The organism is Cellulomonas sp. (assembly GCF_017744555.1).
GTDB lineage: Bacteria > Actinomycetota > Actinomycetes > Actinomycetales > Cellulomonadaceae > Cellulomonas.
Genome location: NZ_JAGIBD010000005.1, coordinates 48,004 through 73,822 on the forward strand (window position 1 = coordinate 48,004; position 25,819 = coordinate 73,822).

Annotated in this window: 29 protein-coding genes, 1 tRNA gene and 1 other RNA gene; 16 read left to right on the forward strand and 15 right to left on the reverse strand. The window is 73.6% G+C overall.

The features are described 5' to 3' along the window. Positions 1–20 precede the first annotated feature (20 nt). Positions 21–728, reverse strand: a complete 708-nt coding sequence (locus J7523_RS05075) for an ATP-binding cassette domain-containing protein (RefSeq protein ID WP_291883091.1) — start codon at positions 726–728, stop codon at positions 21–23. A 149-nt stretch (positions 729–877) separates the two neighbouring features. Between J7523_RS05075 and def the strand changes: the two genes are divergently transcribed. From def to J7523_RS05100, 5 genes are all read left to right on the forward strand, one after another. Further along, positions 878–1,366, forward strand: a complete 489-nt coding sequence (gene def, locus J7523_RS05080) for a peptide deformylase (protein ID WP_291883094.1) — start codon at positions 878–880, stop codon at positions 1,364–1,366. Positions 1,367–1,529: 163 nt separating this feature from the next. After that, on the forward strand, positions 1,530–2,030 hold the full coding sequence (locus J7523_RS05085; RefSeq protein ID WP_291883097.1) for a DUF3145 domain-containing protein: 501 nt from the start codon (positions 1,530–1,532) through the stop codon (positions 2,028–2,030). A 156-nt stretch (positions 2,031–2,186) separates the two neighbouring features. Further along, positions 2,187–2,600: an FMN-binding protein gene (locus J7523_RS05090; protein WP_291883101.1), complete on the forward strand. Its 414-nt coding sequence runs from the start codon at positions 2,187–2,189 to the stop codon at positions 2,598–2,600. Further along, positions 2,587–3,444: an FAD:protein FMN transferase gene (locus tag J7523_RS05095; RefSeq protein WP_291883104.1), complete on the forward strand. Its 858-nt coding sequence runs from the start codon at positions 2,587–2,589 to the stop codon at positions 3,442–3,444. The genes J7523_RS05090 and J7523_RS05095 overlap by 14 nt, the downstream gene beginning before the upstream one ends. Beyond that, complete coding sequence (locus J7523_RS05100) at positions 3,441–4,967, forward strand: hypothetical protein (protein WP_291883108.1); 1,527 nt, start codon at positions 3,441–3,443, stop codon at positions 4,965–4,967. Before J7523_RS05095 ends, J7523_RS05100 begins: the two co-directional genes overlap by 4 nt. A gap of 75 nt (positions 4,968–5,042) precedes the next feature. Here J7523_RS05100 and J7523_RS05105 read toward each other — a convergent pair whose 3' ends face one another. The 5 genes from J7523_RS05105 to J7523_RS05125 form a co-directional block, all read right to left on the reverse strand. Next, positions 5,043–6,293: a beta-ketoacyl-[acyl-carrier-protein] synthase family protein gene (locus J7523_RS05105; protein ID WP_291883113.1), complete on the reverse strand. Its 1,251-nt coding sequence runs from the start codon at positions 6,291–6,293 to the stop codon at positions 5,043–5,045. An 82-nt stretch (positions 6,294–6,375) separates the two neighbouring features. Then, entirely contained in the window at positions 6,376–6,624 is a 249-nt protein-coding gene (locus tag J7523_RS05110; RefSeq protein ID WP_191786067.1) for an acyl carrier protein, read from the reverse strand. Positions 6,625–6,686: 62 nt separating this feature from the next. After that, positions 6,687–7,691 (reverse strand): beta-ketoacyl-ACP synthase III, encoded by a 1,005-nt coding sequence (locus tag J7523_RS05115; RefSeq protein WP_291883121.1) that lies wholly within the window; start codon positions 7,689–7,691, stop codon positions 6,687–6,689. After that, positions 7,688–8,671, reverse strand: a complete 984-nt coding sequence (locus tag J7523_RS05120) for an ACP S-malonyltransferase (RefSeq protein WP_291883124.1) — start codon at positions 8,669–8,671, stop codon at positions 7,688–7,690. Before J7523_RS05120 ends, J7523_RS05115 begins: the two co-directional genes overlap by 4 nt. 88 nt (positions 8,672–8,759) lie before the next feature. Next, on the reverse strand, positions 8,760–10,055 hold the full coding sequence (locus J7523_RS05125) for a PucR family transcriptional regulator (RefSeq protein ID WP_291883127.1): 1,296 nt from the start codon (positions 10,053–10,055) through the stop codon (positions 8,760–8,762). Positions 10,056–10,168: 113 nt separating this feature from the next. Between J7523_RS05125 and J7523_RS05130 the strand changes: the two genes are divergently transcribed. Continuing rightward, complete coding sequence (locus J7523_RS05130; RefSeq protein WP_291883130.1) at positions 10,169–10,858, forward strand: hypothetical protein; 690 nt, start codon at positions 10,169–10,171, stop codon at positions 10,856–10,858. Positions 10,859–10,924: 66 nt separating this feature from the next. Here the strand turns inward: J7523_RS05130 and aceE are convergent, their stop codons facing one another. Then, positions 10,925–13,669, reverse strand: a complete 2,745-nt coding sequence (gene aceE, locus J7523_RS05135) for a pyruvate dehydrogenase (acetyl-transferring), homodimeric type (RefSeq protein ID WP_291883133.1) — start codon at positions 13,667–13,669, stop codon at positions 10,925–10,927. Between the two features lie 316 nt (positions 13,670–13,985). Between aceE and J7523_RS05140 the strand changes: the two genes are divergently transcribed. The 7 genes from J7523_RS05140 (at position 13,986) to J7523_RS05170 (ending at position 19,281) form a co-directional block, all read left to right on the forward strand. After that, entirely contained in the window at positions 13,986–14,408 is a 423-nt protein-coding gene (locus J7523_RS05140; protein ID WP_291883136.1) for a DUF3052 domain-containing protein, read from the forward strand. After that, complete coding sequence (locus J7523_RS05145) at positions 14,405–14,866, forward strand: peroxiredoxin (protein WP_291883139.1); 462 nt, start codon at positions 14,405–14,407, stop codon at positions 14,864–14,866. The genes J7523_RS05140 and J7523_RS05145 overlap by 4 nt, the downstream gene beginning before the upstream one ends. Positions 14,867–14,931: 65 nt before the next feature. Further along, positions 14,932–15,005, forward strand: a tRNA-Val gene (locus J7523_RS05150). Between the two features lie 143 nt (positions 15,006–15,148). Beyond that, the gene (locus J7523_RS05155; RefSeq protein ID WP_291883142.1) at positions 15,149–16,027 is read left to right on the forward strand and encodes an MOSC N-terminal beta barrel domain-containing protein; all 879 of its coding nucleotides are present in this window, start codon (positions 15,149–15,151) and stop codon (positions 16,025–16,027) included. Positions 16,028–16,108: 81 nt separating this feature from the next. Next, positions 16,109–17,296 carry a Nif3-like dinuclear metal center hexameric protein gene (locus J7523_RS05160; protein ID WP_291883145.1) on the forward strand — a complete coding sequence of 396 codons (1,188 nt, stop codon included), beginning with the start codon at positions 16,109–16,111 and terminating at the stop codon, positions 17,294–17,296. A gap of 57 nt (positions 17,297–17,353) precedes the next feature. Then, entirely contained in the window at positions 17,354–18,100 is a 747-nt protein-coding gene (locus J7523_RS05165; protein WP_291883148.1) for a C4-type zinc ribbon domain-containing protein, read from the forward strand. Between the two features lie 2 nt (positions 18,101–18,102). After that, positions 18,103–19,281 (forward strand): bifunctional RNase H/acid phosphatase, encoded by a 1,179-nt coding sequence (locus tag J7523_RS05170; RefSeq protein WP_291883150.1) that lies wholly within the window; start codon positions 18,103–18,105, stop codon positions 19,279–19,281. A gap of 6 nt (positions 19,282–19,287) precedes the next feature. On the opposite strand, the gene J7523_RS05175 is transcribed toward J7523_RS05170, so the two are convergent. After that, positions 19,288–20,457 carry an SLC13 family permease gene (locus J7523_RS05175; protein ID WP_291883152.1) on the reverse strand — a complete coding sequence of 390 codons (1,170 nt, stop codon included), beginning with the start codon at positions 20,455–20,457 and terminating at the stop codon, positions 19,288–19,290. A 2-nt stretch (positions 20,458–20,459) separates the two neighbouring features. Further along, entirely contained in the window at positions 20,460–21,239 is a 780-nt protein-coding gene (locus tag J7523_RS05180; protein ID WP_291883155.1) for a peroxide stress protein YaaA, read from the reverse strand. A gap of 56 nt (positions 21,240–21,295) precedes the next feature. Between J7523_RS05180 and J7523_RS05185 the strand changes: the two genes are divergently transcribed. Continuing rightward, entirely contained in the window at positions 21,296–21,679 is a 384-nt protein-coding gene (locus tag J7523_RS05185; protein ID WP_291883158.1) for a tautomerase family protein, read from the forward strand. Positions 21,680–21,715: 36 nt separating this feature from the next. Beyond that, positions 21,716–22,095, forward strand: an RNA gene (gene rnpB / locus J7523_RS05190) — RNase P RNA component class A. Between the two features lie 34 nt (positions 22,096–22,129). Here the strand turns inward: rnpB and J7523_RS05195 are convergent. The 3 genes from J7523_RS05195 to J7523_RS05205 form a co-directional block, all read right to left on the reverse strand. After that, positions 22,130–22,516 carry a Fic family protein gene (locus tag J7523_RS05195; protein WP_291883161.1) on the reverse strand — a complete coding sequence of 129 codons (387 nt, stop codon included), beginning with the start codon at positions 22,514–22,516 and terminating at the stop codon, positions 22,130–22,132. Then, complete coding sequence (locus J7523_RS05200; RefSeq protein ID WP_291883164.1) at positions 22,513–22,716, reverse strand: hypothetical protein; 204 nt, start codon at positions 22,714–22,716, stop codon at positions 22,513–22,515. The genes J7523_RS05195 and J7523_RS05200 overlap by 4 nt, the downstream gene beginning before the upstream one ends. A gap of 84 nt (positions 22,717–22,800) precedes the next feature. Beyond that, positions 22,801–23,706, reverse strand: a complete 906-nt coding sequence (locus J7523_RS05205) for a hypothetical protein (protein ID WP_291883167.1) — start codon at positions 23,704–23,706, stop codon at positions 22,801–22,803. Between the two features lie 160 nt (positions 23,707–23,866). Here J7523_RS05205 and J7523_RS05210 point away from each other — a divergent pair, with 160 nt between their 5' ends. Then, entirely contained in the window at positions 23,867–24,232 is a 366-nt protein-coding gene (locus tag J7523_RS05210) for an excalibur calcium-binding domain-containing protein (RefSeq protein WP_291883170.1), read from the forward strand. 4 nt (positions 24,233–24,236) lie between these two features. On the opposite strand, the gene J7523_RS05215 is transcribed toward J7523_RS05210, so the two are convergent. The 3 genes from J7523_RS05215 to J7523_RS05225 are packed head-to-tail and all read right to left on the reverse strand — an operon-like array spanning position 24,237 to position 25,813. Further along, the gene (locus tag J7523_RS05215; protein ID WP_291883172.1) at positions 24,237–24,653 is read right to left on the reverse strand and encodes a VOC family protein; all 417 of its coding nucleotides are present in this window, start codon (positions 24,651–24,653) and stop codon (positions 24,237–24,239) included. A gap of 27 nt (positions 24,654–24,680) precedes the next feature. Further along, positions 24,681–24,974, reverse strand: a complete 294-nt coding sequence (locus tag J7523_RS05220; protein ID WP_291883175.1) for a DUF6191 domain-containing protein — start codon at positions 24,972–24,974, stop codon at positions 24,681–24,683. A gap of 17 nt (positions 24,975–24,991) precedes the next feature. Next, positions 24,992–25,813, reverse strand: coding sequence for an MBL fold metallo-hydrolase (locus J7523_RS05225; protein WP_291883177.1), 822 nt, complete (start codon positions 25,811–25,813; stop codon positions 24,992–24,994). Between the last annotated feature and the right edge of the window lie 6 nt (positions 25,814–25,819).

A 25,819-nucleotide genomic window follows, 5' to 3' on the forward strand; every position in this document is an offset into this window, starting at 1 on the left:
GGGTCCTTCGTGTCGGAGGGTCAGTCGAGGTGGGGGCCGGTCGCGAGCGCGACGACGGTCGGTCTGCGGGTCCACCGCATGCGGTCGACCTCGTCGGACGACGCGCATGACGCGACGACCGTGAGCCCGTCGGCGGCGAGCGCCTCGAGCCGCGACCAGACGAGCTGGCGACGTGCGTCGTCGTGCACCTGGTCGACGTCGTCGACGACGAGCAGGTCGGGCTGCTGGACGAGCGCGAGCCCGATCCGCAGCAGCAGGAGGTCGACCTCGTCGAGGTCCCAGACGAGCGTCCCGGGTGCGGGTACCGCACGGTCGCCGAACGCCCGGGCGAGCCGTGCGGTGGTGACCGTCGAGGTGACGGCGGGCGTGCGCCGGTACCAGGCGGCGAGCCAGCCGAGCCGTTCGCGCAGCAGCGCCCCGACCGTGACGGACTCGTCGAGCTCGTCGATGCCGGTGAACCCGGCCAGCGCGGCGACGCGCTGCACGGATCGGCGCTCGGCCGGGAGCGGGTGCCCCAGCACGGTCAGCCGGGAGTCGCGGTCCGGCACCATCCGGCCGGCGAGCGTGAGCAGCAGGCTCGTGCGTCCGCCGCCCTGGGGCCCGTGCAGGATCGTGAGCGTGCCGGGGTCGATCGTCATGTCGACCGGGCCGTAGACGACGCCGCGGCGGCCGTGCAGCGCGAGATCGCGGGCGTCGACGGCGGGCGGCGGGGTGGCGAGGTCGGTCATGGTGAGCCTCCTTGAACTGACCGGTCAGTACAAAGTCTAGGACGCGTGCCCCCGTGCGACCACGTGCAGCGGGTGTCTCGGTCGTCACACGCGGCCGCCGCACGCCTGACGCGCCACGACGACCGTGCGGTCCGTGAAAGGATCGCCTCATGGCCATGCGAGAGATCCGGACCGTCGGAGACCCCGTCCTGCGCACGCCGTGCGACCCGATCACGACGATCGACGACCGCGTCCGCGCGCTCGTCGAGGACCTCCTCGAGACCGTGGACCACGACGGCCGCGCCGGGCTGGCCGCGAACCAGATCGGCGTGAGCCTGCGCGCGTTCTCGTGGAACATCGACGACGAGATCGGCTACGTGCTCAACCCGCAGATCGTCGAGCTGTCGGAGGACGAGTACCAGGACGGCGACGAGGGCTGCCTGTCGGTCCCCGGCCTCTGGTACCCGACCCACCGCGCCTGGTACGCACGTGTCGTCGGCACCGACCTGGACGGCAAGGAGGTCGTCGTCGAGGGCACCGAGCTCATGGCCCGCTGCCTCCAGCACGAGGTCGACCACCTCGACGGGCTGCTCTACCTCGACCGTCTCGAGCGCTCGGTCCGCAAGAAGGCGATGCGCGCGATCCGCGAGCAGCTCTGATCTCGGACGTCGTGTCGCTGGCGCAGCGGCACGACGTCCGCCATAGTGTCCACTGCACGTGGTCGTCGACCGCGTGCTGCACGCCGCGAGTCCGTGGAGCACTCCCGGGAACGGGTGCGAGGTCGTTGGGGAAGGCGAACCTCGAGCCGTTCAGGAGGACGACATGGCAGGTGCGATCACCCGCGGTGTTCTTTTCGTGCACTCTGCACCGCGTGCACTGTGCCCACACATCGAGTGGGCGGCAGGCAACGTGCTTTCCGCGCGCGTGATCTTCGACTGGACGCCGCAGCCCGCCGGCCCCGGTTTCTACCGCGCCGAGTACTCGTGGCAGGGGCCCCAGGGCACCGGCGCGCGCCTCGCCTCGGCGCTGCGCGGCTGGGCGCACCTGCGCTACGAGATCACCGAGGAGGCCAGCCACGGCGTCGACGGCTCGCGCTGGAGCCACACGCCCGAGCTCGGGATCTTCCACGCGGCCACCGACGTGCACGGCAACGTCGTCGTCCCCGAGGACCGGATCCGCGCCGCCCTGGAGCACGCCGCGGACCCTGTGCGCCTGCGCGCCGAGCTCGACCTCGCCCTCGGACAGGCGTGGGACGACGAGCTCGAGCCCTTCCGGTACGCGGGCGCCGGTGCGCCGGTGCGGTGGCTGCACCGGGTCGGCTGAGATCCCGCCCGACAGCCCGGGCAGGAGGTGTCGTCGCAGGTCACTGAAGCGATTCGGACATGGACAGCCCATGCACGGTCCCCGCCAAGGTGTGATACCTACCGTCTGGCCCACCACGGACCGGGCGGTCGCCCCGGGGACACGAAGGACTTCACCATGACCAGCTCACGCAGGGCGTCGTTCGCGCTCCTGTCCGGCCTCTCCCTCGCGACGGCCCTCACCGCGTGCTCGACGCAGGCCGACGCCGGGACCGGCGACGCCACGAACGACAGTGGCTACGCCGACGGCACCTACGAGGCCACCGGCAACTACGAGTCGCCGGCCGGCAAGGAGACCATCGACGTCTCCGTCACGCTCGACGGTGGCGTGGTGAGCGCCGTGGACGTCACCCCCGAAGCGACCAACCCCACGTCGAAGACGTGGCAGACGGCCTTCGCCTCCGGGGTCTCGGACGAGGTCGTCGGCAAGGCGATCGACGAGGTGGAGCTCGATGCGGTGTCGGGGGCCTCGCTCACCACCGAGGGCTTCACCGCGGCCCTCGACCAGATCGCCGCGGATGCCCGCGGATAGCACCACGTTCGACGCGATCGGCACCCGGTGGACGATCAGTGCCGACGGGCCGCTCGACGCCTCGACGCTCGCGCGCGTCCACGACCGCATCGCCGCGTACGACGAGACCTGGTCGAGGTTCCGCGACGACTCGCTCGTCGCGCGGATGTCGCGTGAGGCCGGGACGTACCGGCTGCCGCCCGAAGGTCCGGCCCTGCTCGACCTGTACGACCGTCTCGACGAGCGGACTGCAGGCGCGATGTCTCCCCTGGTCGGGCGCAGCCTCGTGCGGCTCGGCTACGACGCCGACCTGACGCTGCGACCGTCGGGCGCTCCCGTGCCCGCGCCGCGCGACGCGCTGGTCCACGACGGCGACCTGCTGCACGTCCTCGAACCGGTGCTGCTCGACGTCGGCGCCGCGGGCAAGGGCCAGCTCGTCGACCTCGTGGGCGCGGAGCTGCGCGCGTGCGGCGTCGAGGCGTTCCTCGTCGACGCGGGCGGCGACCTCCTGCATGCGGGCGACCGGCCCGCGCGCGTGGGGCTGAGCCAGCCCGGCGACCCGTCCCGCGTGATCGGCGTCGTCGAGCTGCGCGACGCCGCACTGTGCGGGTCGGGGGTCGACCTGCGCCGGTGGGGGGACGGGTGGCACCACGTGCTCGACGCACGCACCGGCTGGCCGACGCTCGACGTCGTCGCGACCTGGGCCGTCGCGCGGTCGGCCATGGTCGCCGACGGGCTCGCCACCGCGCTGTTCTTCACGGATCCCGACCGGCTCGAGGTCGCGTTCGACCTCACCTACGTGCGCGTGCACGCCGACGGGACCGTGCGCTACTCGCTCGGGCTGCCGGGGGAGGTGTTCCGATGACCGGGCTCGACGCGTGGCTCGGCCGCGTGACGATGTACCGGACGGTGACCCTCGCGCTCGGCGCGGTCGTCGCCGTGGCGGGAGTGCTCGGGGCGGTCGACGTCGTGCACGTCGACCTCGTCGCGCTGCTCGTGTCCGTGCTCGTCGCGGTCGGCGTCGTCGTCGGGGTGAGTCGGCTGTGCGGCGCGGTCTGGCGCGTGAGGGCGCACACCGAGTCGTCCGTCATCACGGGGCTCATCCTCGTGCTGCTGTTCCGGCCGGGGCTCGACGGCCCGTCGCTCGGTGCGCTTGCGTGCGCCGCGGCCGTCGCGGCGGCGTCGAAGTTCGTCGTCTCGGTGCGGGCGCGGCACGTCGTCAACCCCGCCGCGGCCGGTGCACTCGTCGTCGGGCTCCTCGCGACGCCGCTCGGGGTGCTGCCCGCGCTGTGGTGGGTCGCGACACCGGCGCTCCTGCCCGTCGTCGCGCTCGCCGGCCTCGTCGTCGTGCTGCGGACCCGGCGTGCGGCGCTCGTCGGCACGTACCTCGGCGCGGCCGTCGCGGTGGTGGTCGTGCGGCAGGTCGCCGGCGGTGCCGCGGTCGGGGACGCCCTGTGGAGCAGCGTCGCGTCGTACCCCTTGGTGTTCGCGGCTGCCTTCATGGTGACCGAGCCGCTCACGCTGCCGCCGCGACGCTGGCAGCAGCTCACCGAGGCCGGCCTCGTGGGCCTGCTCACGGTGACACCGTTCACGCTCGGCCCGGTGTGGAGCACGCCCGAGCTCGCCCTCGTGGTCGGCAACGTCCTGGCGTTCAGCGTCGGCCAGCGGCGCGCCGTGCGGCTGCGGGTCGTCGGCCACCGGCAGGTCACCGACGCGGTCCGTGAGGTCGCGTTCACGAGCGAGCGGGCGGTGCGGTTCCGGCCCGGGCAGTGGATCGAGCTGCACCTGCCGCACGACGGCACCGACGGCCGCGGCTCGCGCCGGGTGTTCTCGGTCGCGTCACCGCCCGGCCCGCGCCACGGCGCGTCCGACGGGGTCGCCGTCGCGTTCCGGGTCACGCCCGCGCTGAGCTCGTTCAAGCGGACCCTCGTCGCGCTGCCGCCGGGCGACGTGGTCCGGGCGACGGCCGTCGGGGGCGACTTCCTGCTGCCCCGGCGTCCGGACGTCCCGCTGCTGCTCGTGGCCGGCGGCATCGGCATCACGCCGTTCGTGAGCCAGCTCGGCGCGCTCGCCCGGTCGGGGGAGCGGCGCGACGTGGTGCTCGTGCTGCTGCTGAGCCCGGGCGACGAGCCGCCGTACACCGACGTCGTGCAGGCCGCGGGCGCCTCCGTCGTCGTCGTGGCACCGCACCGGCCCGCGACGCTGCCCGAGGGGTGGCGGTACGTGGCCGGTCCGTTGCTGACCGACGAGGCCGTCCAGCAGGTGCCCGACGCGCACCGCAGGCTCGCGTTCGTCTCCGGGCCGCCGCGCATGGTCGTGCACGCTCGGCGTACGTTGCGCAGGGCCGGGGTCCGGCGGGTGCGGACGGACGCGTTCACGGGGTACTGAGGACGGCCGCACGACGACGGCCCGGCACCCGCGCCACGAGGACGCGACGTGCCGGGCCGTCGGCGGAGGAGAAGGTCAGGCGGACGTGACCACCAGGGCCACGTTGTGCCCGCCGAACCCGAACGAGTTGTTGACCGCCGCGATGTCGCCGTCGCGCAGGGTGCGGGGCTTGTCGCGGACCAGGTCGAGCACCAGCTCGGGGTCGGGGTTCTCGACGTTGATCGTCGGGGGAGCCTGCCGGTCGTGCAGGGCGAGCACCGTGAAGATCGTCTCGAGTGCGCCCGCGCCGCCGAGCAGGTGGCCCGTCATCGACTTCGTGGCCGAGAGGGCCACGTGGTCGGCGTCGTCGCCCAGCAGGCCGCGGATGGACCGCGCCTCGATGAGGTCGCCCACCACGGTGGACGTCGCGTGCGCGTTGACGTGCACGACGTCGGCCTGCGCGACGCCGGACTCCTCGAGCGCCTGCTTCATGGCGCGGATCTGCCCGTCGCCCGAGGGCTCGGGGGACGTGATGTGGTAGCCGTCGGCCGACAGGCCGACACCGGCGACGCGCGCGTACACGCGGGCACCGCGCGCGGCGGCGTGCTCGGCGCTCTCGAGGACGACGACACCGGCGCCCTCACCGATCACGAACCCGTCGCGGTCGACGTCGTAGGGACGCGACGCGCCCTGCGGGTCGTCGTTGCGCAGCGAGAGCGTGCGGGACGCGGCGAACGCCGCGATCGGCATCGGGTGGATCACCGCCTCGGTGCCGCCGGCGATCACGACGTCGGCACGACCCGAGCGGATCATGTCGACCGCGTAGCCGATGGCCTCGGCGCCGGACGCGCACGCCGACACGAGCGCGTGCGCACCGGCCCGGGCACCGAACTCGAGCGACACGTAGGCCGTGGGCGAGTTCGGCATGAGCATGGGCACCGTCATCGGCAGGACGCGGCGTGCGCTCTGCGGCTTGGTGAGCAGGCCCTCCCACGCGTCGAGGATCGTCTGGATGCCGCCGATCCCGGAGGACACGACCGAACCCAGCCGGTCGCCGTCGACCTCGGGGGACCCGGCGTCGGCCCACGCCTCACGCGCCGCGACGACCGCGTACTGCGCGGACGGGTCCATCTTCTTCATCTCGGGCCGCGTGAGGACCTCGGACGGGTCGACCTTGAGGGTCGCCGCGAACTCGACCGGGAGGCCGTGACGCTCGACCCAGTCGTTCTCGAAGCGCCGGGCGCCGGACTCACCGGCGAGGGCGGCGGCCCAGGTGCTGGGGACGTCACCGCCCAGGGGCGTGGTGGCGCCCAGGCCGGTCACGACGACGTCGGGTACGTGGCTCATCGGTGCTCCAGGTCGACGGTGGGACGGTCCGGTCCCGGCGGGCGGGGGCACCGCCGGGACCGACCTGCGAGAGGGATCAGGCTCAGGCCTGGGCGCCCGCGATGAAGGAGACGGCGTCGCCGACGGTCGCGAGGTTCTTGACCTCGTCGTCGGGGATGCGCACGTCGAACTTCTCCTCGGCGAGCGTGACGATCGTCATCATCGACAGCGAGTCGATGTCGAGGTCGTCGGTGAAGGACTTCTCGGGCAGGACGGAGTCGGTGGGCAGGCCCGTCTCCTCGCTGACGATCTCGGCCAGACCGGCCAGGATCTCCTGCTCGCTGTACGCCATGGTGGTTCTCCTCGGGTGTCGGGTGATGCTGGTGGGGTCGGACGAACGGTACAGGGGGCCGGTCAGGGCAGGACGACGACCTGGGCGGCGTAGACGAGCCCGGCCCCGAAGCCGATCTGCAGCGCGAGCGCGCCGCTGGACACCTGGCCCTCGCGGAGCAGGCGCTCGGTGGCCAACGGGATCGACGCGGCCGACGTGTTGCCCGTGTCCGCGATGTCTCGCCCGACGACGACCGTCTCGGGCAGCTTGAGCTGCTTGATCATCTGGTCGATGATCCGCATGTTCGCCTGGTGCGGGATGAACGCATCGATGTCGTCGGCGGTGACACCGGCGGCGTCGAGCGCCTTCTGCGCGACGGGCGCCATCTGCCAGACGGCCCACTTGAAGACCGACTGACCCTCCTGGCGCAGCGTCGGCCAGCCGGCGCCCTCGTCCCGCGTCGCGAGCCACGAGTGCGTCTGCCGGATCGCCTGCGCCTGGCTGCCGTCCGAGCCCCAGATCGTCGGGCCGATGCCGGGCGTGTCGGACGGGCCGACCACGACCGCGCCCGCGCCGTCGCCGAGCAGGAACGAGATCGAGCGGTCCGTCGGGTCGACGAACTCGCTCATCTTCTCCGCGCCGATGACCAGCACGTTGCGGGCCGTGCCGGCGCGGACGAGCGCGTCGGCCTGGCCGATGCCGTAGCAGTAGCCGGCGCACGCGGCCGAGATGTCGAACGCGGCCGCGGGCGTCGCACCGATCCGGTCGGCGATGATCGCGGCGCCCGCGGGCGTCTGGTGGAAGTACGTGACCGTCGACAGGATCACCGCGTCGATGTCCGCGCCGGTGAGTCCGGCGTGCTCGAGCGCCGCCTTGGCCGCCGACTCCGCGAGGTCGAGCACGTCCGTGCCGGCACCCGCGCGACGGCGGGTGACGATCCCGGTGCGCTGACGGATCCACTCGTCGGACGAGTCGATCGGGCCGACCAGGTCGTCGTTCGGCACGGTCAGCTCGCCACGTGCACCGCCGATGCCGAGGATGCGGGTGTGCGCGGGCCCGGTGGCCTGCGTGAGGGTGGGTCGGGTCACGACGACAGCTCCTGGGTGGTCGCGGGGGAGGACGCCGCACCGTGCCGGCTGAGGAGGTCGCGCGCCGCGTCCAGGTCGGCGGGGGTCTTGACGGCGACCGTCTCGACCCCGGGCAGCGTACGCCGGGCCAGGCCCGTGAGCACGCCTCCGGGAGCGAGCTCGAGCAGGCCGGTGACGCCGTGGGCGACCATCGTCTCCTGGCACAGGTCCCAGCGGACGGGGTTCGCGACCTGCGCCACGATCAGCTCGAGCGCACGGGCGCCGGAGGGCGCGACCGTGCCGTCGGCGTTGGTCAGCAGCGGGACGAGCGGCTCGCCCGGCGCGACCGCGTTCGCGGCGGCGCGGAGCTCGTCGACGGCCGGGGCCATGTGCGTGGTGTGGAACGCACCGGCGACCTGGAGGGCCACCACGCGGGTGCGGGCCGGGGGAGCGGCGGCGAACGCGGCGAGCGCGTCGAGGGTGCCGGCCGCGACCACCTGGCCGCCCCCGTTCACGTTGGCGGGCACGAGGCCGTGGGCGTCGAGCGCGGCGAGCACCTCGGCCGGGTCGCCGCCGAGCACGGCGCTCATGCCGGTCGGCGTCGCTGCGGCAGCCCGGGCCATCGCGGCACCGCGCACGGCGACCAGGCGGAGCGCCTCGTCGTCGGTCAGCACGCCGGCGATCGCGGCGGCGGCGAGCTCACCGACGGAGTGGCCCGCGGTGAGGTCGACCGACGCGGCCGCGGCGGTGCCCAGCGGGGCGTCCGCGTCGAGCTCCAGCACCGCGCGCAGCGACGCGAGCGCCGAGGCGACGAGCAGCGGCTGCGCGACCGCGGTGTCGCGGATCGTGTCCGCGTCGGACGTGGTGCCGTGCGCCACGAGGTCGAGACCGGTGGTCTGCGATGCGCGCGCGATCGAGGCGGCGACGGTGGGCAGCTCGAGCCACGGGCTGAGCATGCCGGGGGACTGTGCGCCCTGACCCGGGCAGACGACGACGAGCACTCGACCACCTTCCCCCGGCCGCCGCGCGGTCCGGGCCTACGGCGGGCACCAACCTTCGGCGGCACCCTTGTGCGTGTCCTACAAAGAGTCAGAGCCCGTCGGCGTCGTTCGCGCCTGCGGCCTCGAGCCTGCCGAGCGCCAGCGCGGTCTGCAGCACGTACGACTCGCGCGCGTCCAGGGGGTCCCAGCCGGTCACGTCGGCCACGCGGCGCAGGCGGTAGCGGACCGTGTTGGGGTGCACGTACAGCGTGCGCGCGGCGGCCTCGAGCGACCGTCCCGTGCCGAGGTACGCGGACAGCGTCTCGAGCAACGACCCCTGGCTCGCGGCGAGCGGCGCGTACGCCTGGGTGACCAGCACCCGCCGCGCGCTGGCGTCGCCGACGAGCACACGCTCGGGCAGCAGCTCGTCCGCCTGCACCGGCCGGGGCGCCTGCTCCCACGCCGCGGCCGCGACCAGGCCGGACAGGGCGGCGCGCGCCGAGCGGGCGCTGTCGGTGAGCCCCTGGACCTCCGGACCGATCACCACCGGACCGGGGCCGAAGCGGTGCAGCAGCGACGCGGCGGCCGCGCGCAGGTCGCCCTCGCCGCCGAGGAAGATCACGAGCCGGTCGCCCTGGATGCCGACGAGCGCGTCGTCGGCGGCCCGGCGCGTCGCGCGCCGCAGGTCGGCGGCACGGACGTCGTCGAGCGGGGCCGCGGTGGTGCCGACCATGACGAGCGTCGAGCCCCGGCCGCCCCACCCGATCGCCGCGACCCGGGAGCGCAGCGAGTCGTCCACGTCGCCGCGCACGAGCGCGTCCACGACGAGCGCCTCGAGCCGTGCGTCCCACGCGCCACGGACCTCGGCGGCTCGCGCGTAGACCTCGGCGGCCGAGAACGCGACCTCGCGGGAGTACCGCAGGACGGCCTCTCGCAGCTCACGCTCCTCGCCCGGGGCGGCGAGCCGGTCGCTGTGCGTCTCGACGACGTCGACCACGACGCGGACCAGCTGGAGCGTGTGCTGCAGGGAGATCGACCGCGTGAGCTCGGTGGGGGCCGCGGCGAAGATGTCGCTCACGCCGTGCGGCGGGCGCGTCGGGTCGGCGAACCACGTGACGAACGCCGTGATGCCGGCCTGCGCGACGAGTCCGACCCACGACCGGTCCTCGGCGGGCAGCGCCCGGTACCACTCGAGGTCCTCGTCGAGCCGCCGCATCGCCGCGCCCGCGAGGAGGCCGGCGCCGTCGCGGACCCGGCGCTGCGTCTCGGCGCCCGTCCGGGCGTCGACGGGCGCCGTCCGCAGCCGGGCGGACGACGACGTGCGGGGCGCGGCGGGCTCGCTCGCCGGCGGCGCGGGCACCGGTGTCGCGGCGGCGCTGTCGGCCTCGGGCGGGGTGGTCGGCATGGGGTGAGCATAGGAGGCTGCTTGTGGGAAGTCGACAAAGGCGCTCGACCGGGTGTCCGTTCTCACGACCGGAGTCAGGGTGCGTTTCGTCCCTCGGCGGATAGGGTCTCGTCATGGCTCTGCTCCCCCGACTGCGCCAGCTCATGCGGCGACCGTCCTCGGCGTCGCGCGTCGGCGCGCGCCGACCGACGAAGGCCGCGCGGCGCGGGGACACCCTGCACGAGGACGCGCTGCGGTCCATGCTCAGCGACGACCCCAACAACGAGCGGGCGTTCCGCGCCCTCGCCGAGATCGTGCGCCGGCGTGCCGCCGAGTCGTCGGGCTCGACGGACGACCCGCTGGCGGCCGAGCCGACGCCCGACGAGCGCGAGCGGGCGGCCGACCTGGCCGTCTGGGCCCTCGGCGAGGAGCTCGCCGGCAACCCCCGCGCCTGGTACCCGCTCATCGAGATCGCACGGCTCTCCGTCCGGGACGACCACGAGGGCACGGTGCGCCGCCTCACGACCGCCGTGGAGCGCGACCCGTCGGGCAAGGCCCTGGTCGACGCGCTGACCCTCCTGCGCGGTGCGGGTCTCCCGGTCGACGCGCTCGGGCTGGGCGTCGGCCACTGGCACCCGCGCGACCACGACCCGGAGGTCGCGCGTCAGCTGGTGCTCGCCGCGATCGAGGCCGGCCGCCCGCTGGACGCGAAGCAGCACATCATGGCGCTCGACCTGTACCCCGACCAGGCGTCGATCGCCGGTCTGCGCACCGAGCTGACCCAGCTGGTCGCCCAGGCCGAGCAGACGATCCCTGGCACCTGACAGCGCGCAGCACGACGAAGGGCCCGCGGCACACCTGCCGCGGGCCCTTCGTCGTTCAGCTGACCGTCAGGAGTCGCCGCCCGTGTTGCCGGACGTGCCCGCCGTGACGTCATGCAGGCGGTACCGCTCGATCGCCTGCGCGGGTGCGTCGGCGGCCACGGCACCGGTGCGCGCGAGCTGCTGCAGCACGCGCACCGCCGTCGACGGGCCGTCGATCTTGAAGTGGCGCCGGGCGGCCGCACGCGTGTCGGAGAACCCGAACCCGTCCGCGCCGAGCGTCGCGTACGTGCCCGGGATCCAGGCGCGCACCTGGTCCGCCACGAGGTGGTCGTAGTCCGTCGTCGCGACGAACGGGCCCTCCGCACCGGCGAGCTTCTGGGTCAGATACGCCTCGCGCGGCGCCTCGCCGGGGTGCAGGAACGCGTGCTCGTCGGCGGCCAGGCCGTCGCGACGCAGCTCGTTCCAGCTCGTCACCGACCACACCGCGGCGCGCACGCCCCAGTCGTCGGCGAGCAGCTTCTGCGCCTCCAGCGCCCACGGCACGGCCACGCCCGACGCGAGGATCTGCGCCCGCGGACCGTCACCCTCGGCGGGCGACAGCAGGTAGATGCCCTTGAGGATGCCGTCGACGTCCACGTCCTCCGGCTCGGCCGGCTGCCGCATGGGCTCGTTGTAGACGGTGATGTAGTAGATGACGTCCTTGTCGCGGCCGTCGCCCTCGCCGTACATCCGCTCGATGCCGTCCCGCACGATGTGCCGGATCTCGTACCCGTACGCCGGGTCGTAGTGCACGACGTGCGACATCGTGCCCGCGAGGAGCGGCGAGTGCCCGTCGGCGTGCTGCAGACCCTCGCCGGTGAGCGTGGTGCGCCCGGCGGTGGCCCCGATGAGGAAGCCGCGCGCCATCTGGTCGCCCGCCGCCCAGAACTGGTCGCCCGTGCGCTGGAACCCGAACATCGAGTAGTAGAAGTAGAACGGCACGAGCGGCTCGCCGTGCGTCGCGTACGACGTCCCGACAGCCTGGAAAGCCGACGCGGAACCCGCCTCGTTGATGCCCGTGTGCATGATCTGACCGGACTCGGACTCCTTGTAGGAGAGCATGAGCTCGCGGTCGACGGCCATGTAGTTCTGGCCGTTCGTGTTGAAGATCTTGGCGCTCGGGAAGATCGAGTCGAGACCGAACGTGCGGGCCTCGTCCGGGATGATCGGGACGAGCCGCTTGCCGAACTCCTTGTCCTTGACCAGGTCCTTGAACAGCCGGACCAGGGCCATCGTCGAGGCGACCTCCTGGTGCCCCGAGCCCTTCGCCAGCCCCTCGTAGACCTTCTCCTCGGGCAGGGTCAGCGCCTTGTGCGTCGAGCGACGCTCCGGCACGAACCCGCCGAGCTGGCGACGGCGCTCCAGCATGTACTGGATCGCCTCGTCGTCCGGACCCGGGTTGTAGTACGGCGGCAGGTACGGGTTCTCGTCGATCTGCTCGTCCGTGATCGGGATCCGCAGCGAGTCGCGCAGCGTCTTGAGATCGTCCGCCTTGAGCTTCTTCATCTGGTGCGTGGCGTTGCGCCCGGCGAAACCCGAGCCCAGGCCGTAGCCCTTGATGGTGTGCGCCAGGATCACGGTCGGCTGACCCGTGTGCTCGCGGGCCATCTTGTAGGCCGCGTAGATCTTGCGGTAGTCGTGCCCGCCGCGCTTGAGCGCCCAGATCTCGTCGTCGCTCATGTTCTGCACGAGCTGCTTGGTGCGCGGGTCACGGCCGAAGAAGTGCTCCCGGATGAACGCGCCGTTCTCCGCGCGGTACGTCTGGAAGTCGCCGTCGGGCGTGATGTTCATCAGGTTGACGAGCGCGCGGTCCTTGTCGGCGTTGAGCAGGACGTCCCACTCGCGGCCCCAGATGACCTTGATGACGTTCCAGCCGGCGCCCCGGAACTGCGCCTCGAGCTCCTGGATGATCTTGCCGTTGCCGCGGACCGGGCCGTCGAGACGCTGCAGGTTGCAGTTCACGACGAACGTGAGGTTGTCGAGGCCCTGCTGGGCGGCGTGCTGCAGCATGCCGCGCGACTCGGGCTCGTCCATCTCGCCGTCGCCGAGGAACGCCCACACGTCCTGCTGGCTCGTGTCCTTGATCCCGCGGTTGTGCAGGTACTTGTTGGTCCACGCCTGGTAGATCGCGGACGACGGGCCGAGGCCCATCGAGACCGTCGGGAACTCCCACAGGTCAGGAGCGAGCCGCGGGTGCGGGTACGACGGCAGGCCGCCGCCGGCGTGCGACAGCTCCTGGCGGAACCCGTCGAGCTGGTGCTCCGACAGCCGGCCCTCGAGCAGCGCGCGGGCGTACACGCCGGGGGAGGCGTGGCCCTGGAAGTAGACCTGGTCGCCGCCGCCCGGGTGGTCCTTGCCGCGGAAGAAGTGGTTGAGACCCACCTCGGTGAGCGTCGCGACCGACGCGTAGGACGAGATGTGGCCGCCGACCGCGACGCCCGGCCGCTGCGCGCGCGTCACCATGACCGCGGCGTTCCAGCGGATCCAGGAGCGGTAGCGCCGCTCCATGACCTCGTCGCCGGGGAAGTACGGCTCGTCATGCACCGCGATGGTGTTCACGTACGGGGTGTTGAGCGACACCGGGATGGCGACGTTCCGCTGCCGGGCGTGCCGCAGCATGCTCAGCATCACGTACCGCGCACGCGGGCCGCCCTTGTCGTCGATCAGCCCGTCGAGCGACTCCAGCCACTCACCCGTCTCGGCGGGGTCGATGTCCGGTACCTGGCTCAGCAGGCCGCCGATGAGCGGTCCCGTCTCGTCGATCGAAGCCACCAGAGCTCCTTGCCTCTCGTCCGCGTGCGCGAGGCCGGTCGGCATCGGCGCGCATCTCTCGGGCCCGACCCGACCGGCGCAGGAGTGCTGCGCCGACGGGTGCGGGTAGTCGACCCATTCTCGGTCTGTTCCGGGCCGAAAGTCACACTCGGTACCGGACAAGGCACGTGACGTCCGTGACATCGGCGGTCGCGCAGACGGGGGCACGCCGCTCCGCCGTCTTGCCAGGGCCCGTCCGGGTGCGGTGGGCTACGGTGTGCGGACATCAGCAGGTCGCCCGTCGAGGGTCGACCCGGACGAAGGGATCGGTCGGGACGTGTCATCCAGCACGGACGACGCCGCCACGCAGGCGGCAGCTCGTCTGGGATTCACCGCAGGACAGGTGATCCAGGAGTTCGGCTACGACGACGACGTCGACGAGGACCTGCGCTCCGGGATCGAGGGGGCCACCGGCACCGAGCTGGTCGACGAGGACTACGACGACGTCACCGACGGCGCCGTGATCTGGTTCCGTGACGACGACGGCGACCTCACCGACTTCCTGGTGGACGCGATGACGGTCCTCGACGACAACGGCCCCATCTGGGTGCTCACGCCGAAGGCCGGCCGCTCCGGGCACGTGTCGCACAGCGACATCGAGGAGGCCGCGACGACGTCCGGCCTGCACGCGATGAGCACCTTCTCCATCGCGGCCGACTGGTCGGCGACGCGTCTCGGCACCCGCGGACGAGGCAAGTGAGCCTCGCGGTCGGCGACGCCGCACCCGACTTCTCGCTCCCGGACACGCACGGCACCCCCGTGACGCTGAGCGGGCTGCGCGGCGGTCCCGTCGCCGTCGTCTTCGTGCCGTTCGCGTTCTCCGGCACCTGCACGGGCGAGCTGTGCGACCTGCGCGACAACCTGAGCGCGTTCCAGGACGCCGGCGTGCACCTGCTCGTCGTGTCGTGCGACCCGATGTTCTCGCTGCGGGCGTGGGCGGAGGCCGAGGGGTACGGGTTCGACCTGCTGTCCGACTTCTGGCCGCACGGCGAGGTGGCACGGGCGTTCGGCGTGTTCGACGAGGAGCGAGGGCGGGCGAACCGGGGCAGCTTCCTCATCGACGGCGACGGCGTGGTGCGCTGGACGGTCGTGAACCCCGCAGGTCAGGCGCGCGACATCGCGGCCTACCGCGCGGCCATCGAGGCCCTCGCCGCCTGATCCGGCCGCTGTCCGCGCGGTGCCGCGACGGTAGGCTGTGCGCCCGTCGAGCCGCGCGCTCGTCGGGGCCTGTAGCTCAGCTGGTCAGAGCGCCGCGCTTACACCGCGGAGGTCGCCGGTTCGAAACCGGCCGGGCCCACCCACGCGATCCGGCGTCGGCGACGACCCGGACCAACGGCTCGTGCCACACGTCGACGTCAGCAGGGCGTGGGCGACCGCGTGGCCTGCGCGGCAACGGTCGGGCTCGCGTCCGCCGGGCAGAGGCACGGGTACGGTCTGCGGGTGCCTACAGGTCCTGTCGCGCCGTACGTCGCGGCGCTCACCGTCCACCCCGTGAAGTCGTTCGCGGGCCTGCCGTCGTCCGTCGTGGACGTCGACCGCGCCGGCGTCCGGGGCGACCGGCGCTGGATGGTCGTCGACGCGCGCGACGGCGGCACCCTGACCGCGCGGCGGGACCCGGTCATGCTGTCGGCGCGCGCGACGCCCCAGGACGACGGCGCGATCGTGCTGGCCGCCCCCGGACTCGACCCGTTGCATGTCGCGGTACCGGACGGCCTGCCCGACCGCACGACGACGCTGTCCCGGCTCGACCGCGCGACGGACGCGGGCGACGCGGCGGCGGCCTGGTGCTCGGAGCTGCTCGCGAAGGACGTGCGGCTCGTGTGGCTCGACGACCCGGCGCGGCGTGGCATGAGCGAGAAGCACGGCGGCACCCGCGACGACCCGATGGCGCTCACCGACACCGGTCCGGTGCACGTGACGACGGCGGCGTCGCTGCGGCGGCTCGACGAGTGGGCGGCGCAGGCGCACGACGACGTCGTCGCGCAGGCGCTCGCCGCCGGCGAGCCCGCGCCGAACCCGTACCGCGCGCTCGACATGCGTCGGTTCCGGCCCAACCTGGTGGTCGACGGCGACCTGGAGGCGTTCGAGGAGGACGGGTGGTCGCGGCTCGTCGTCGGCGACCTCGAGCTGCGGTTCGCCGACCGGTGCGGACGCTGCGTCATGACGACGATCGACCCGGACTCGCTCGTCATGGGGCGCGAGCCGCTGCGGACCCTCGCCCGGCACCGGCGGGCGGACGGCGAGGTGTGGTTCGGCATCCAGATGGTGCCCGTGCGCCTGGGACGTGTCTCGGTGGGCGACCCGGTCACCGTGGCCTGAGGGCGGGCTCTCGGCGAGATCCCGAGGCGGTCGTCGAGCCGCGTCGCCGTCGAACGACCCGTCCGCGGGTAGGTTCGGCACGTGACTGCACCCCGGCTCGTGGACGTCGTCCGGCTGCTCGAGGACCGATACCCGCCGCGCACCGCGGAGTCGTGGGACGCCGTCGGGCTCGTCGCCGGGGAACCGGACCAGCCCGTGCGGCGCGTCCTGTTCGCGGTGGACCCGACCGCGGACGTCGTCGACGAGGCGGTCGCCTGGCAGGCGGACCTCGTCGTGGTGCACCACCCGCTGCTGCTGCGGGCGGTGCACAGCGTCGCCGCGACGACCTTCAAGGGCGCGCTGCTGCACCGCCTCGTCCGAGCCGGGGTCGGTCTGTACACGGCGCACACCAACGCCGACGCGGCGACCGGCGGCGTCGCCGACGCGCTCGCCGAGGCGATCGGGCTCGTCGACACCCGTCCCCTGCAGGCCGCCCCGGCGGAGGCGCTCGACAAGCACGTGGTGTTCGTCCCGGTGGCCGACGCGGAGCGCCTCGTCGACGCGCTCGCCGCCGCGGGGGCGGGGGCGATCGGCGACTACACGCGGTGCGCGTGGACGTCGACGGGCGAGGGGACGTTCACGCCGGGACCGTCGGCGCAGCCGACCGTCGGCCGTGCGGGCGAGGCCGCGACGGTCGTCGAGGCCCGCGTCGAGATGGTCGCCCCCCGACGGCTGCGCGGCGCTGTCGTCGCGGCGATGCGTGCGGCGCACCCGTACGAGGAGCCGGCGTTCGACGTGCTCGAGCTCGCGTCCTGGCCGGGCGGCACGGGGATCGGCCGGGTCGGCCGGCTCGCGGTCCCGACGACGCTCGAGGACTTCGCGGCGGCCGTGGCCGCCGCCACGCCCGCGACCGCCCAGGGCGTGCGGTTCGCCGGCGACCCCGCCGGACGCGTGGAGCGGGTCGCGGTGGTCGGCGGCTCGGGCGACTCGTTGTTCGACGCCGTGCGCGCGGCCGGCGTGGACGCGTACGTCACGGCCGACCTGCGCCACCACCCGGCCTCCGAGCTGCGCGAGCGCGCCGAGTTCGAGGGCCGCGACGGGCAGGCACGCCCGTACCTCGTCGACCTCGCGCACTTCGCGTCCGAGTGGCCGTGGCTCGCCCACGCCGCGCGTGCGCTGGAGTCCGACGTCGCGGGCACGGGGACTACGGTGGAGACCCGCGTCAGCACGCTGCGCACCGACCCGTGGACGGGCCGCGTCGCGAGCCCGGAGCCGACGCCCACGACCTGATCAGCCCGACCACCCGCACACCCGTCCGCACCTCGTGCGGCTGCCGGAAGGACCCCCATGGCCACAGCCCCTGCAGCGGACCAGCGCCGCCTGCTCGACGTCCAGGCGCTCGACACCCGGCTCGACCAGCTCGCGCACAAGAAGCGGTCGCTGCCGGAGCTGGCCCGGCTCCTCGAGCTCGACGCGCAGGTCGCCGACCTCTACACCGCGCTCGTCACGTCCCGCACCGCCGCGGACGACCTGCGCCGCGAGCTCGCGAAGGCCGAGGCCGATGTCGAGCAGGTGCGCGCGCGTGCGGCGCGGGACCAGGCCCGGCTCGACTCCGGCCAGGGGTCGCCGAAGGACCTGCAGGCGCTGCAGAGCGAGCTGGTCGCCCTGGGCCGGCGGCAGGGAGACCTCGAGGAGGTCGAGCTCGAGGTCATGGAGCGGCTCGAGGCGCACGAGGGTGCGCTCGCCGAGGTGACGACGGCGCACCAGGCACTCGTCGAGCAGAAGACGGTGGTCGAGACGGACCGCGACGCCGCGTTCCGGGAGATCGACGCCGAGGCCGAGAAGGTGCGCGGCGAGCGCGCGACGGCGGCCCAGGGGCTCGACGCCGGCCTGGTCGCCCTCTACGAGAAGCTGCGCGGCCAGCTCGGCGGGGTCGGCGCGGCGGCGCTGCGCGGGCGCCGCTGCGAGGGCTGCCGGCTCGAGCTCAACCCGCTCGACCTCGACGCGATCCGTGCCAAGGCGGAGGACCAGGTGGTCCGCTGCGAGGAGTGCGGCCGGATCCTCGTGCGGCTGCCTGAGCCCGCCCAGGCCTGACGGTGGTGCGCCGGCTGGTCGTCGAGGCGGACGGCGGGTCGCGGGGCAACCCGGGGCCGGCCGGGTACGGCGCTGTGGTGCGCGATGCCGGCACCGGGCTGGTGCTGGCCGAGCGGGCCGACTACCTGGGTGTCGTGTCGAACAACGTCGCCGAGTACTCGGGGCTCGTCGCGGGCCTGCGGGCGGCCCTGGCGATCGACCCGGCCGCGCGGCTCGAGGTGCGGATGGACTCGCAGCTCGTGATCGAGCAGATGCGCGGCACGTGGCGCATCAAGCACGAGGACATGCGCCGGCTCGCCGACGAGGTCCGTTCGCTCGTCGACCCCGCGACCGTCGTGTGGACGTGGGTGCCGCGCGCGCAGAACGCCGCGGCCGACCGGCTGGCGAACCTCGCGATGGACCAGAAGACTGCGATCGTGACCGACGCAGGAGCGCCCGACGTCGACCCTGCGGGAGCGGGTGTCGCCGCTGCCGAGCCCGCTCGCGCACCGCGCCCGTCCGGTGCCGGGGTGCGGTTCGACGAGGAGCAGCCCGTCACGGTCGTCCTCGTGCGCCACGGTGAGACGACCATGACGGTGTCCCGCGGCTACTCGGGCTCCGGGGAGCCGGGGCCGCCGCTCAACGACCACGGCGTCCGCCAGGCGCACGCGGCCGCCGACCTGGTCGACCGCATCGGCCGGGACGTGTGGGGCGACATCCAGTACCCCAGCGAGGTCATCGCCTCACCCATGGTCCGTACGCAGCAGACGGGTCGGATCATCGGTGAGCGCCTCGGGCTGCCCGTGCGCACGGACGCCGTGTTCCAGGAGGCGAACTTCGGCGAGTGGCAGGGTCTCACCGCCGAGGAGATCGAGGAGCGCTGGCCCGGCCAGCTCGAGCCGTGGCACACGAAGGCCGACGTGCGGCCGCCCGGCGGGGAGTCCATCGCGGAGGTCGGGGAGCGGGTGCGCCGCGGCCTCGACGAGCTGCGGGCTGCGGGCGGCGACCGGACTGTGGTCGTCGTGAGCCACGCCGTGTCGATCCGTGCCGCCCTGGGTGTGACGATGGGCGCGCAGCCGTCGTCGTGGAGCCAGCTGCGGGTCGCGCCCGCGTCGGTGAGCATCATCCGGCTGTTCACCGACCGGCGCGACGAGATCGCCGTGGCGGGTGCACCGAGCGAGGGCTGGTCGACGCGCGGCTGAGTCTCGTCAGTGCGCGGCGACGAGGGCGAGCGTCGAAGCCACCACGACGACGGGCGCGAGCAGCAGGCCCTGGACGACGATCGTCCTGGCGGGCACGTCGAGCATCACCTGACGGCAGCGGTGCCACCACAGCACGGTCGCGAGCGACCCCCACGGCGTGATGAGCGGTCCCACGCCCGTGCCGACGAGCAGCGCGGCGATCCGTAGCGGGTCGCCGCCCATCGCCGGCTCGAGGGCCAGGTACGCGGGCAGGTTGTTCACGGCGTTCGAAGCCGCGGCACCGACACCGGCGACGCGCAGCAGCTCGGCGGCGCCGTTGCCGGTGCCCGCGGCGTCGGCCAGCAGCGCCCCCAGCCCGTGCGCGTGCGCGGTCTGCACGACGGCGAACAGGCCCAGGACGACGAGGAGGGTGCGCCACGGCACGAGCCGGCTCGGCGGCACGGGCCACGGGCGACGCCTCATCCGGGTGGCCACGAGGAGGACCGTGGCGGCGCCGACGGCGGTGGGGGCCGTCGGCAGGCCGACGACGAACGCGACGGCCATGGCGCCCGTGACCACGGTGGCGAGGACCAGCAGCAGACGGTCGGGCGCCGGCCGTCCGGGGTGGACCTCGTACGTGCCGGACAGGACGTGGCGGTCGCGGACGGCGAGCACGAGCACCGTCATCACCACCGCTGCCAGCGCGGGCGCCCACATGAGCCCGATGAACCCGACGTCCGCCGCACGCAGCACGTGGTCGGCGAGCAGGTTCGTCAGGTTCGACACCGGCAGCAGGAGCGACGCCGTGTTCGCCAGCGCGAGCACGGCGAGCGCGAACGGCAGGGGAGGCGTGCGCGTGTGGCGGGCGAGCGTGATGACGACGGGTGTCAGGAGCACCGCGGTCGTGTCGAGCGAGAGCACCGCGGTGCTGGCCGTCGCGAGCACGACCACGAGCGCCCACAGCACCGCCCGCCGACCCCGCGCGACGCGGGCGGCCAGCTCGGCGGCTGCGGTGAACACCCCGGCGCCCGCGCACATCTCCGCGACCACGGTCAGTGCGGCCAGGAAGACGAGGATCGGGAGCGCACGGTCGGCGAGCGCGCGGGCGTCGTCCGCCGGCAGCGCACCCGTCGCGACGACGCCGACGGTCACGACGACCGACACGAGCCACCACGGCACGCTCCTGCGCGTCGCCACGGTCAGGCGACGACCAGCGAGAGCGTGCGTGCGCCGCGCCCCGCCGGCCCCAGCTCGACGGCCAGCAGCTCGTGCCCGACGAGCTCGCCCGCGACCCTGGCCAGCGACGCCGCGTCCACGGGTGCCTTGCCGCGACGCGTCAGCAGGTGCCGCGTCAGGACGCCGCGCGTGTGCTTCGCGTGGTGCGACACGACCGACCGCACCCCGTCGACCTCACGCTCCACGCGGACCGTGACCCAGTCCGCCGACCTGGGCGGGTGCCACGCCGCGAGGTACGCGGCCGACCGGCAGTCGATGACGAGCTCGCCGTCGGCCCGCGCGTCGAGCTCGACCCCGAGCGGACCGCGCCACACCGACGCCAGCGGGCCGATACCCGGCAGGTCCGTACCCATCGACAGCCGGTACGCCGGGATGTGGTCCTCGGGTGAGACCGCACCCCACAGACCAGACACGATCCGCACGCTCTCGGCCGCCCGCGCACGTCCGGTCGGTGTGAGCCTGTCGAGCCCCGCCGCGGCGTAGAGCACACCCGTGTAGACCCGTCGCGCCGGCGCCGTCGGCGCGTCCCGCAGCCGCGTGTTCCGCGCCACCTCGTCGGCCAGGCTCGCACCCACACCGAGGACGCGCACCGCGTCGTCGCGGCTGCTGACCTCCTGCAACGCGTCGAGCACCTTCTCGCGCACGGGCGTCAGGCCGGGGGAGGACAGGGAGACGAGGTCGAGGGACCGCCCGCCGCGGCGCGGCGGCGTCTTTCCCTCGGAGGGAGGAAGGAGCACGAGCACGCCCTGACTGTAGGCTCCGCGGCGCGGGCGGGACGCATCGGACACGGAGGACGGCGATGGCGCAGGTCAAGCTCTACGGTCGGCGGGACGTCTGGGGTGCTCGACGCACGGAGGTGTCCGACGCCGTCCACGCCGCGCTCGTCGGCGCCTGGGGCCTGCCGACCGACAAGCGGTTCCACCGTTTCGTCATGCTCGACCCCGAGGACCTCGTCGCACCCCGCTCCGACGCCTACCTCGTCGTCGAGATCGTCTGCTTCACCGGCCGCACCCGCCGCGCCCGTCGCGCCCTCATCGCCGCCATGTACGACGAGGTCGCCCCCGCCCTCGGCCTGCCCGCCGACGACCTCGAGGTCGTCATCATCGAGAGCCCCTCCGAGAACTGGGGCATCCGCGGGGTGTCCGGCGACGAGCTGGCGCTGTCGTACCGCGTCGACGTCTGAGCCGGCCCCCGCTGCGGCTAGGCTGTGCGCTGCGGATGAGTCAGTCAGGCGGCCGCGTCGGACCTCCGGGTCCGCCGAGGAACGTCCGGGCTCCGCAGGGCAGGGTGGTGGGTAACACCCACCCGGGGTGACCCGCGGGACAGTGCCACAGAGAACAGACCGCCTCCTCGGTCCGCCGAGAAGGTAAGGGTGAAACGGTGGTGTAAGAGACCACCAGCGTGCCGGGCGACCGGTGCGGCTCGGTAAACCCCACCCGGAGCAAGGCCAGACAGGGAGCGTTCGAGGGCTGCCCGCCCGAGCTCCCGGGTAGGCCGCTGGAGGCGTGCGGCAACGTACGTCGTAGAGGGATGGCCGCCACCCGCGCACGGGGCAACCCAGCGCGGGGACAGAACCCGGCGTATCGACTGACTCATCCGCCTCAGGTGTGGCGCCTCGAGTCGCCGGCCCGCTTCAGCGCTTGCTGGTCGTCCGCGCTGCCAGCCATCCGGCGATGGAGCCGAGCTCGAGGTGGCCTCCGGCGACCTCTCGGATGAACCGATCGACCTCCACCGGATCGTCGGAGCCGGTCAGGACGTAGCCGTTGAGGTCGTAGAACCGACGCACCAGGATCCACGCGAGTCGCTTGTTCCCGTCGATGCAGGGGTGCGCCCGGCTGATCGCGTCGAGGAGCGCGGCCGCCTTGGCGTGAAGGCCGACGTAGGCCTCGACTCCCCATACGACCTGACGGGGCCTGTCGAGTGCGGAGGCCAGTAGCCCTGCGTCGCGAACGTGAAATCCGAGCCGGCGGACGAGTACTGCCGCGTCGTCCTGGTCTGGGTACTCGAACTGCTCGCTCACCGCGAGAGGAGGTCGAGGATCGTCTTGTCGGTTTCCAGCACGTCGTCGAGGAACCGGTCCATGTCGGCGCGGCGCCCGGATCGCGCGGCGCGCTCCTTGATCGCGAGGACGACGACGTCGTGCTTTGACCGCTGCTCGGCCTTGGCCAGCTCGGTGAGGAGCGCGTCCTCGGTCTCGGACAGTCGCAGGGTCATCGCCATGGTCGTCACCTCGGAGGTATCAGAGTGATACCTGAGGTTACGTGTCCTTCGACGCTTCGAGCAAGATCCGAGCCGGGCGGCCGGTCACGACACCGGCACGTCCAGCCGCTGGTACGTCCGCCCCGGGAGCATGGACGCCACGTCCGACGTCCACGGCAGTGGCGGCTCGGGCATGACGACGAGCCACGACCCGTCGCGGTCGAAGAAGCGCAGGTCGCCGTCGAACGCGTAGGTGTCGCGGACGTGCAGGCCGAGGTCGCTCGCCGAGAACGTGAGGTTGAACAGCCACGCTGACGGGTCTTGGATGTGCCGGTCGCTGTCGAGGTCACGCGACGTCCACATCCGCACCCAGGCGATGCTGCGGGCCTCGTGCGCGGGGACGACGAGCGGGTGGCCCGGGAGCAGCTCGAGCTCGCCGCCGGCGGAGTCGAGGATGTCGATCTGCGCGGGGCAGTCGGAGACGTTCTCGAACCAGAGGGTCAGGGCGGTGCGGAACGCGTACGACTCGTCGCGGCCGACCTGGAGCTGGCCGACGAGGGGACGCCACCGGTCCTGCCGGCCGGCGGAGAGTTGGCAGACCTCGAGGGTCGGACGGCCGACGGCGTCGGTGACGCTGGGGAGGGCGCGGGCGATGATCGTCGGGGCGAGCGCGTCGAGGCGGGCTTCCTCGAGCATCCGGCGCGTGTGGTCGGTCTCGAGGCGCAGGCGGTCCGCGTCGGCGCGCGCGTCCTGGGCCTCCTGCCGGGCGAGGGCGAGCGCCTCGCGGGCGATCGCGACCTGCTCGTCGAACGCCTGCGCCTGCCGGGCGGTCGCGTCGGCGTGCCGGTACGTCGCGTCGGCCTGCCGGGCGATGCGACGGGCGGCCTTCGCGGACTGGCGCCACGCGAACAGGGCCACGAGGAGCGTGAGGGCGGAAACGGCGAGCGGGACCCACTGTCGCCAGTCCTCCAGCTGGACGTCGCCGAGGACGGGCAGAGCGGCGCTGGTCATGCGAGGAAGTTACTGACCGGTTCGTCCGATTTCGACCCTGACGCGCCGAAGTCACTCGTGCGGGGGTAGCCCGACCGGGCGGCGTCCGACGCGCTCGAGCGGGCTTCAGTGCCCGATCGGCTCGGCCGATATCAAGGTCATAAGGGCGAGAGCGACCACCGTGGCGGTGTCGGTGCTGGCGCTCGGATCGATGCTGCTCGCCGGCTGCAAGGAGGGGACCGACGCAGGTGCCGAGGCGCCGTCGGAGGTCGCCGCACCGGAGACGGCCTCAGCTGAGACCGCACCCGTCGAGCCGACGCCCACGCCGGAGCCCACGGCGGAGCCGGCACCTGTGGCTGCCGAGCCCGCGCCGGTCGTCGCTGAGTCTGCGGCGCTGGTCGAGGCGCCACCCGCGGCGACGGACCCGCGGTTCGGCACCTGCAAGGAGGCTGTCGCGGCCGGCTTCGGGAACTACGTCCAGGGCGTCGACCCCGAGTACGACTGGTACCAGGACCGCGACCACGACGGCGTCGTCTGCGAGAAGTAGCCGGTCAGCTTGGCTGGCTTGCGAGCTCCGCGGCCAGCGCCGCCGCCGCTTCCGACACCGTGCGGTGCAGGAGGCAGAACTCGTTGCCCTCGGGGTCGGCGAGCACGTACCACGGCACGTCGCCCTGCCCGATGTCGACGTGGGTCGCGCCGAGGCCGAGGAGCCGGGTGAGCTCGGTGGCCTGGTCGGAGTCGTCGCCGGGGCGGATGTCGGGGTGCCAGCGGTTCTTGACGACCTTGTCGTCGGGCACGCGGATGAACAGCCAGTTCGTGCTGGTCCCGTCGGGCGGGGCGATCTCGATCTCGTCGTCGTCCGGTGAGGGCTCCCAGACGAACCGCCAGCCGAGGACGTCGGCCCACCAGCGGGCGAGCCGTTCGGGGTCGTGCGCGTCGATGGTGACCTGGGAGACCGCGAGCGTCATGCAGGCACCGTAGGGGCGACCCCGAGGTCACGCGACCGGTGGTGGCCTGTCCACGCGGGCGGTGCCGGCGTCGAGGTCGACGGGCGGTGCGGTGTCGCCGGCGTGCTGGATGTCGAGCCGCTGGCGTTCCTGCTCGGTGGTGAGGTGCACACGGTTCGGCTGGAAGATCTCGACGAGGTCGCCGAACATGCCGCTCGCCGCGGAGGACTCGCTGGGCCGGTGCCGACGCGGGTGGCGGCGGTCGAACCAGCCGCGCGCCACGGCACGGTCGAGCGCCACGAGGACGACGACCACGGCGGCGACGATCAGGACCCAGCGCACGGGACCATCGTCACACGTCAGCGGGCGATGGCGGCGGCCTGCTGGTGGTGGGCGTGCACGAGCCACGGGGTGGTCAGTCGCGGGTCCTGGGCCGTTGCACCCTCGGACACCAGGCGCTCGAGGTAGCGGCGGTCCGCCGCCAGACGACGTGCGAGCTCCGCTGCGTCGCCCACGGCGCCGTGGCCCGGGACGACGACCCGGACGTCGTCGAGCGCGGCGATCCGGTCGAGCGTTGCGAGGTAGTCGCCGACGGGGTCGGTGGCGTCGGTGTCGAGCAGCGGGATCTCGACGTCCGAGAGCAGGTCACCGGCCAGCAGCGCGCCGACGTCGGGGACGTGCAGGGCGCTGTGCCCCACGGCGTGGGCGTCGTGCACGAGCACCAGGACCCGACGACCGGCCCAGTCGACGCCGACCCAGCCCGGCGGGCCCGCTGCGTCGGTCAGCGGCGGAGGCGCCGGGGGAGCGTCGACGAGGTCGGCGCCGCGCTCGCCCGGGTGGGTCCGCACGTACGACGCGAGCTCCTCGTCGCCGTCGCGGTCCGCGCGGGCCGCGCTCACCCATGACGGCCGCTGGACCCACGCCGCCCAGCGCGGCAGGTCGCGCAGCCCGGGTCCGTCGAGGGCATGGTCCCAGTGGTCGTGCGTCGACCACACGGCGAGCGGGCTCCAGCCGCGGTCACGGACGGCGGAGGAGAGTTCGGCCACCTCGCGGGCCGTCACGCTCGGGTCGACGAGCAGGCACGATCCGTCGCCGCCGACGACCACGCTCGACGTCGTCGCGTACACCGCGGAGGTGGCGACGTGGATCCCGTCGGCGACCTCGACGAGCGGGCCGGGCACGGGTCG

What these genes read in the sequence shown, in the direction of transcription:
- J7523_RS05075 (WP_291883091.1), bottom strand. Translation starts at nt 728, where the DNA reads ATGACCGACCTCGCCACCCCGCCGCCCGCCGTCGACGCCCGCGATCTC.
- def (WP_291883094.1), top strand. Translation starts at nt 878, where the DNA reads ATGGCCATGCGAGAGATCCGGACCGTCGGAGACCCCGTCCTGCGCACG.
- J7523_RS05085 (WP_291883097.1), top strand. Translation starts at nt 1,530, where the DNA reads ATGGCAGGTGCGATCACCCGCGGTGTTCTTTTCGTGCACTCTGCACCG.
- J7523_RS05090 (WP_291883101.1), top strand. Translation starts at nt 2,187, where the DNA reads ATGACCAGCTCACGCAGGGCGTCGTTCGCGCTCCTGTCCGGCCTCTCC.
- J7523_RS05095 (WP_291883104.1), top strand. Translation starts at nt 2,587, where the DNA reads ATGCCCGCGGATAGCACCACGTTCGACGCGATCGGCACCCGGTGGACG.
- J7523_RS05100 (WP_291883108.1), top strand. Translation starts at nt 3,441, where the DNA reads ATGACCGGGCTCGACGCGTGGCTCGGCCGCGTGACGATGTACCGGACG.
- J7523_RS05105 (WP_291883113.1), bottom strand. Translation starts at nt 6,293, where the DNA reads ATGAGCCACGTACCCGACGTCGTCGTGACCGGCCTGGGCGCCACCACG.
- J7523_RS05110 (WP_191786067.1), bottom strand. Translation starts at nt 6,624, where the DNA reads ATGGCGTACAGCGAGCAGGAGATCCTGGCCGGTCTGGCCGAGATCGTC.
- J7523_RS05125 (WP_291883127.1), bottom strand. Translation starts at nt 10,055, where the DNA reads ATGCCGACCACCCCGCCCGAGGCCGACAGCGCCGCCGCGACACCGGTG.
- J7523_RS05130 (WP_291883130.1), top strand. Translation starts at nt 10,169, where the DNA reads ATGGCTCTGCTCCCCCGACTGCGCCAGCTCATGCGGCGACCGTCCTCG.
- J7523_RS05165 (WP_291883148.1), top strand. Translation starts at nt 17,354, where the DNA reads ATGGCCACAGCCCCTGCAGCGGACCAGCGCCGCCTGCTCGACGTCCAG.
- J7523_RS05185 (WP_291883158.1), top strand. Translation starts at nt 21,296, where the DNA reads ATGGCGCAGGTCAAGCTCTACGGTCGGCGGGACGTCTGGGGTGCTCGA.
- J7523_RS05200 (WP_291883164.1), bottom strand. Translation starts at nt 22,716, where the DNA reads ATGGCGATGACCCTGCGACTGTCCGAGACCGAGGACGCGCTCCTCACC.
- J7523_RS05205 (WP_291883167.1), bottom strand. Translation starts at nt 23,706, where the DNA reads ATGACCAGCGCCGCTCTGCCCGTCCTCGGCGACGTCCAGCTGGAGGAC.
- J7523_RS05215 (WP_291883172.1), bottom strand. Translation starts at nt 24,653, where the DNA reads ATGACGCTCGCGGTCTCCCAGGTCACCATCGACGCGCACGACCCCGAA.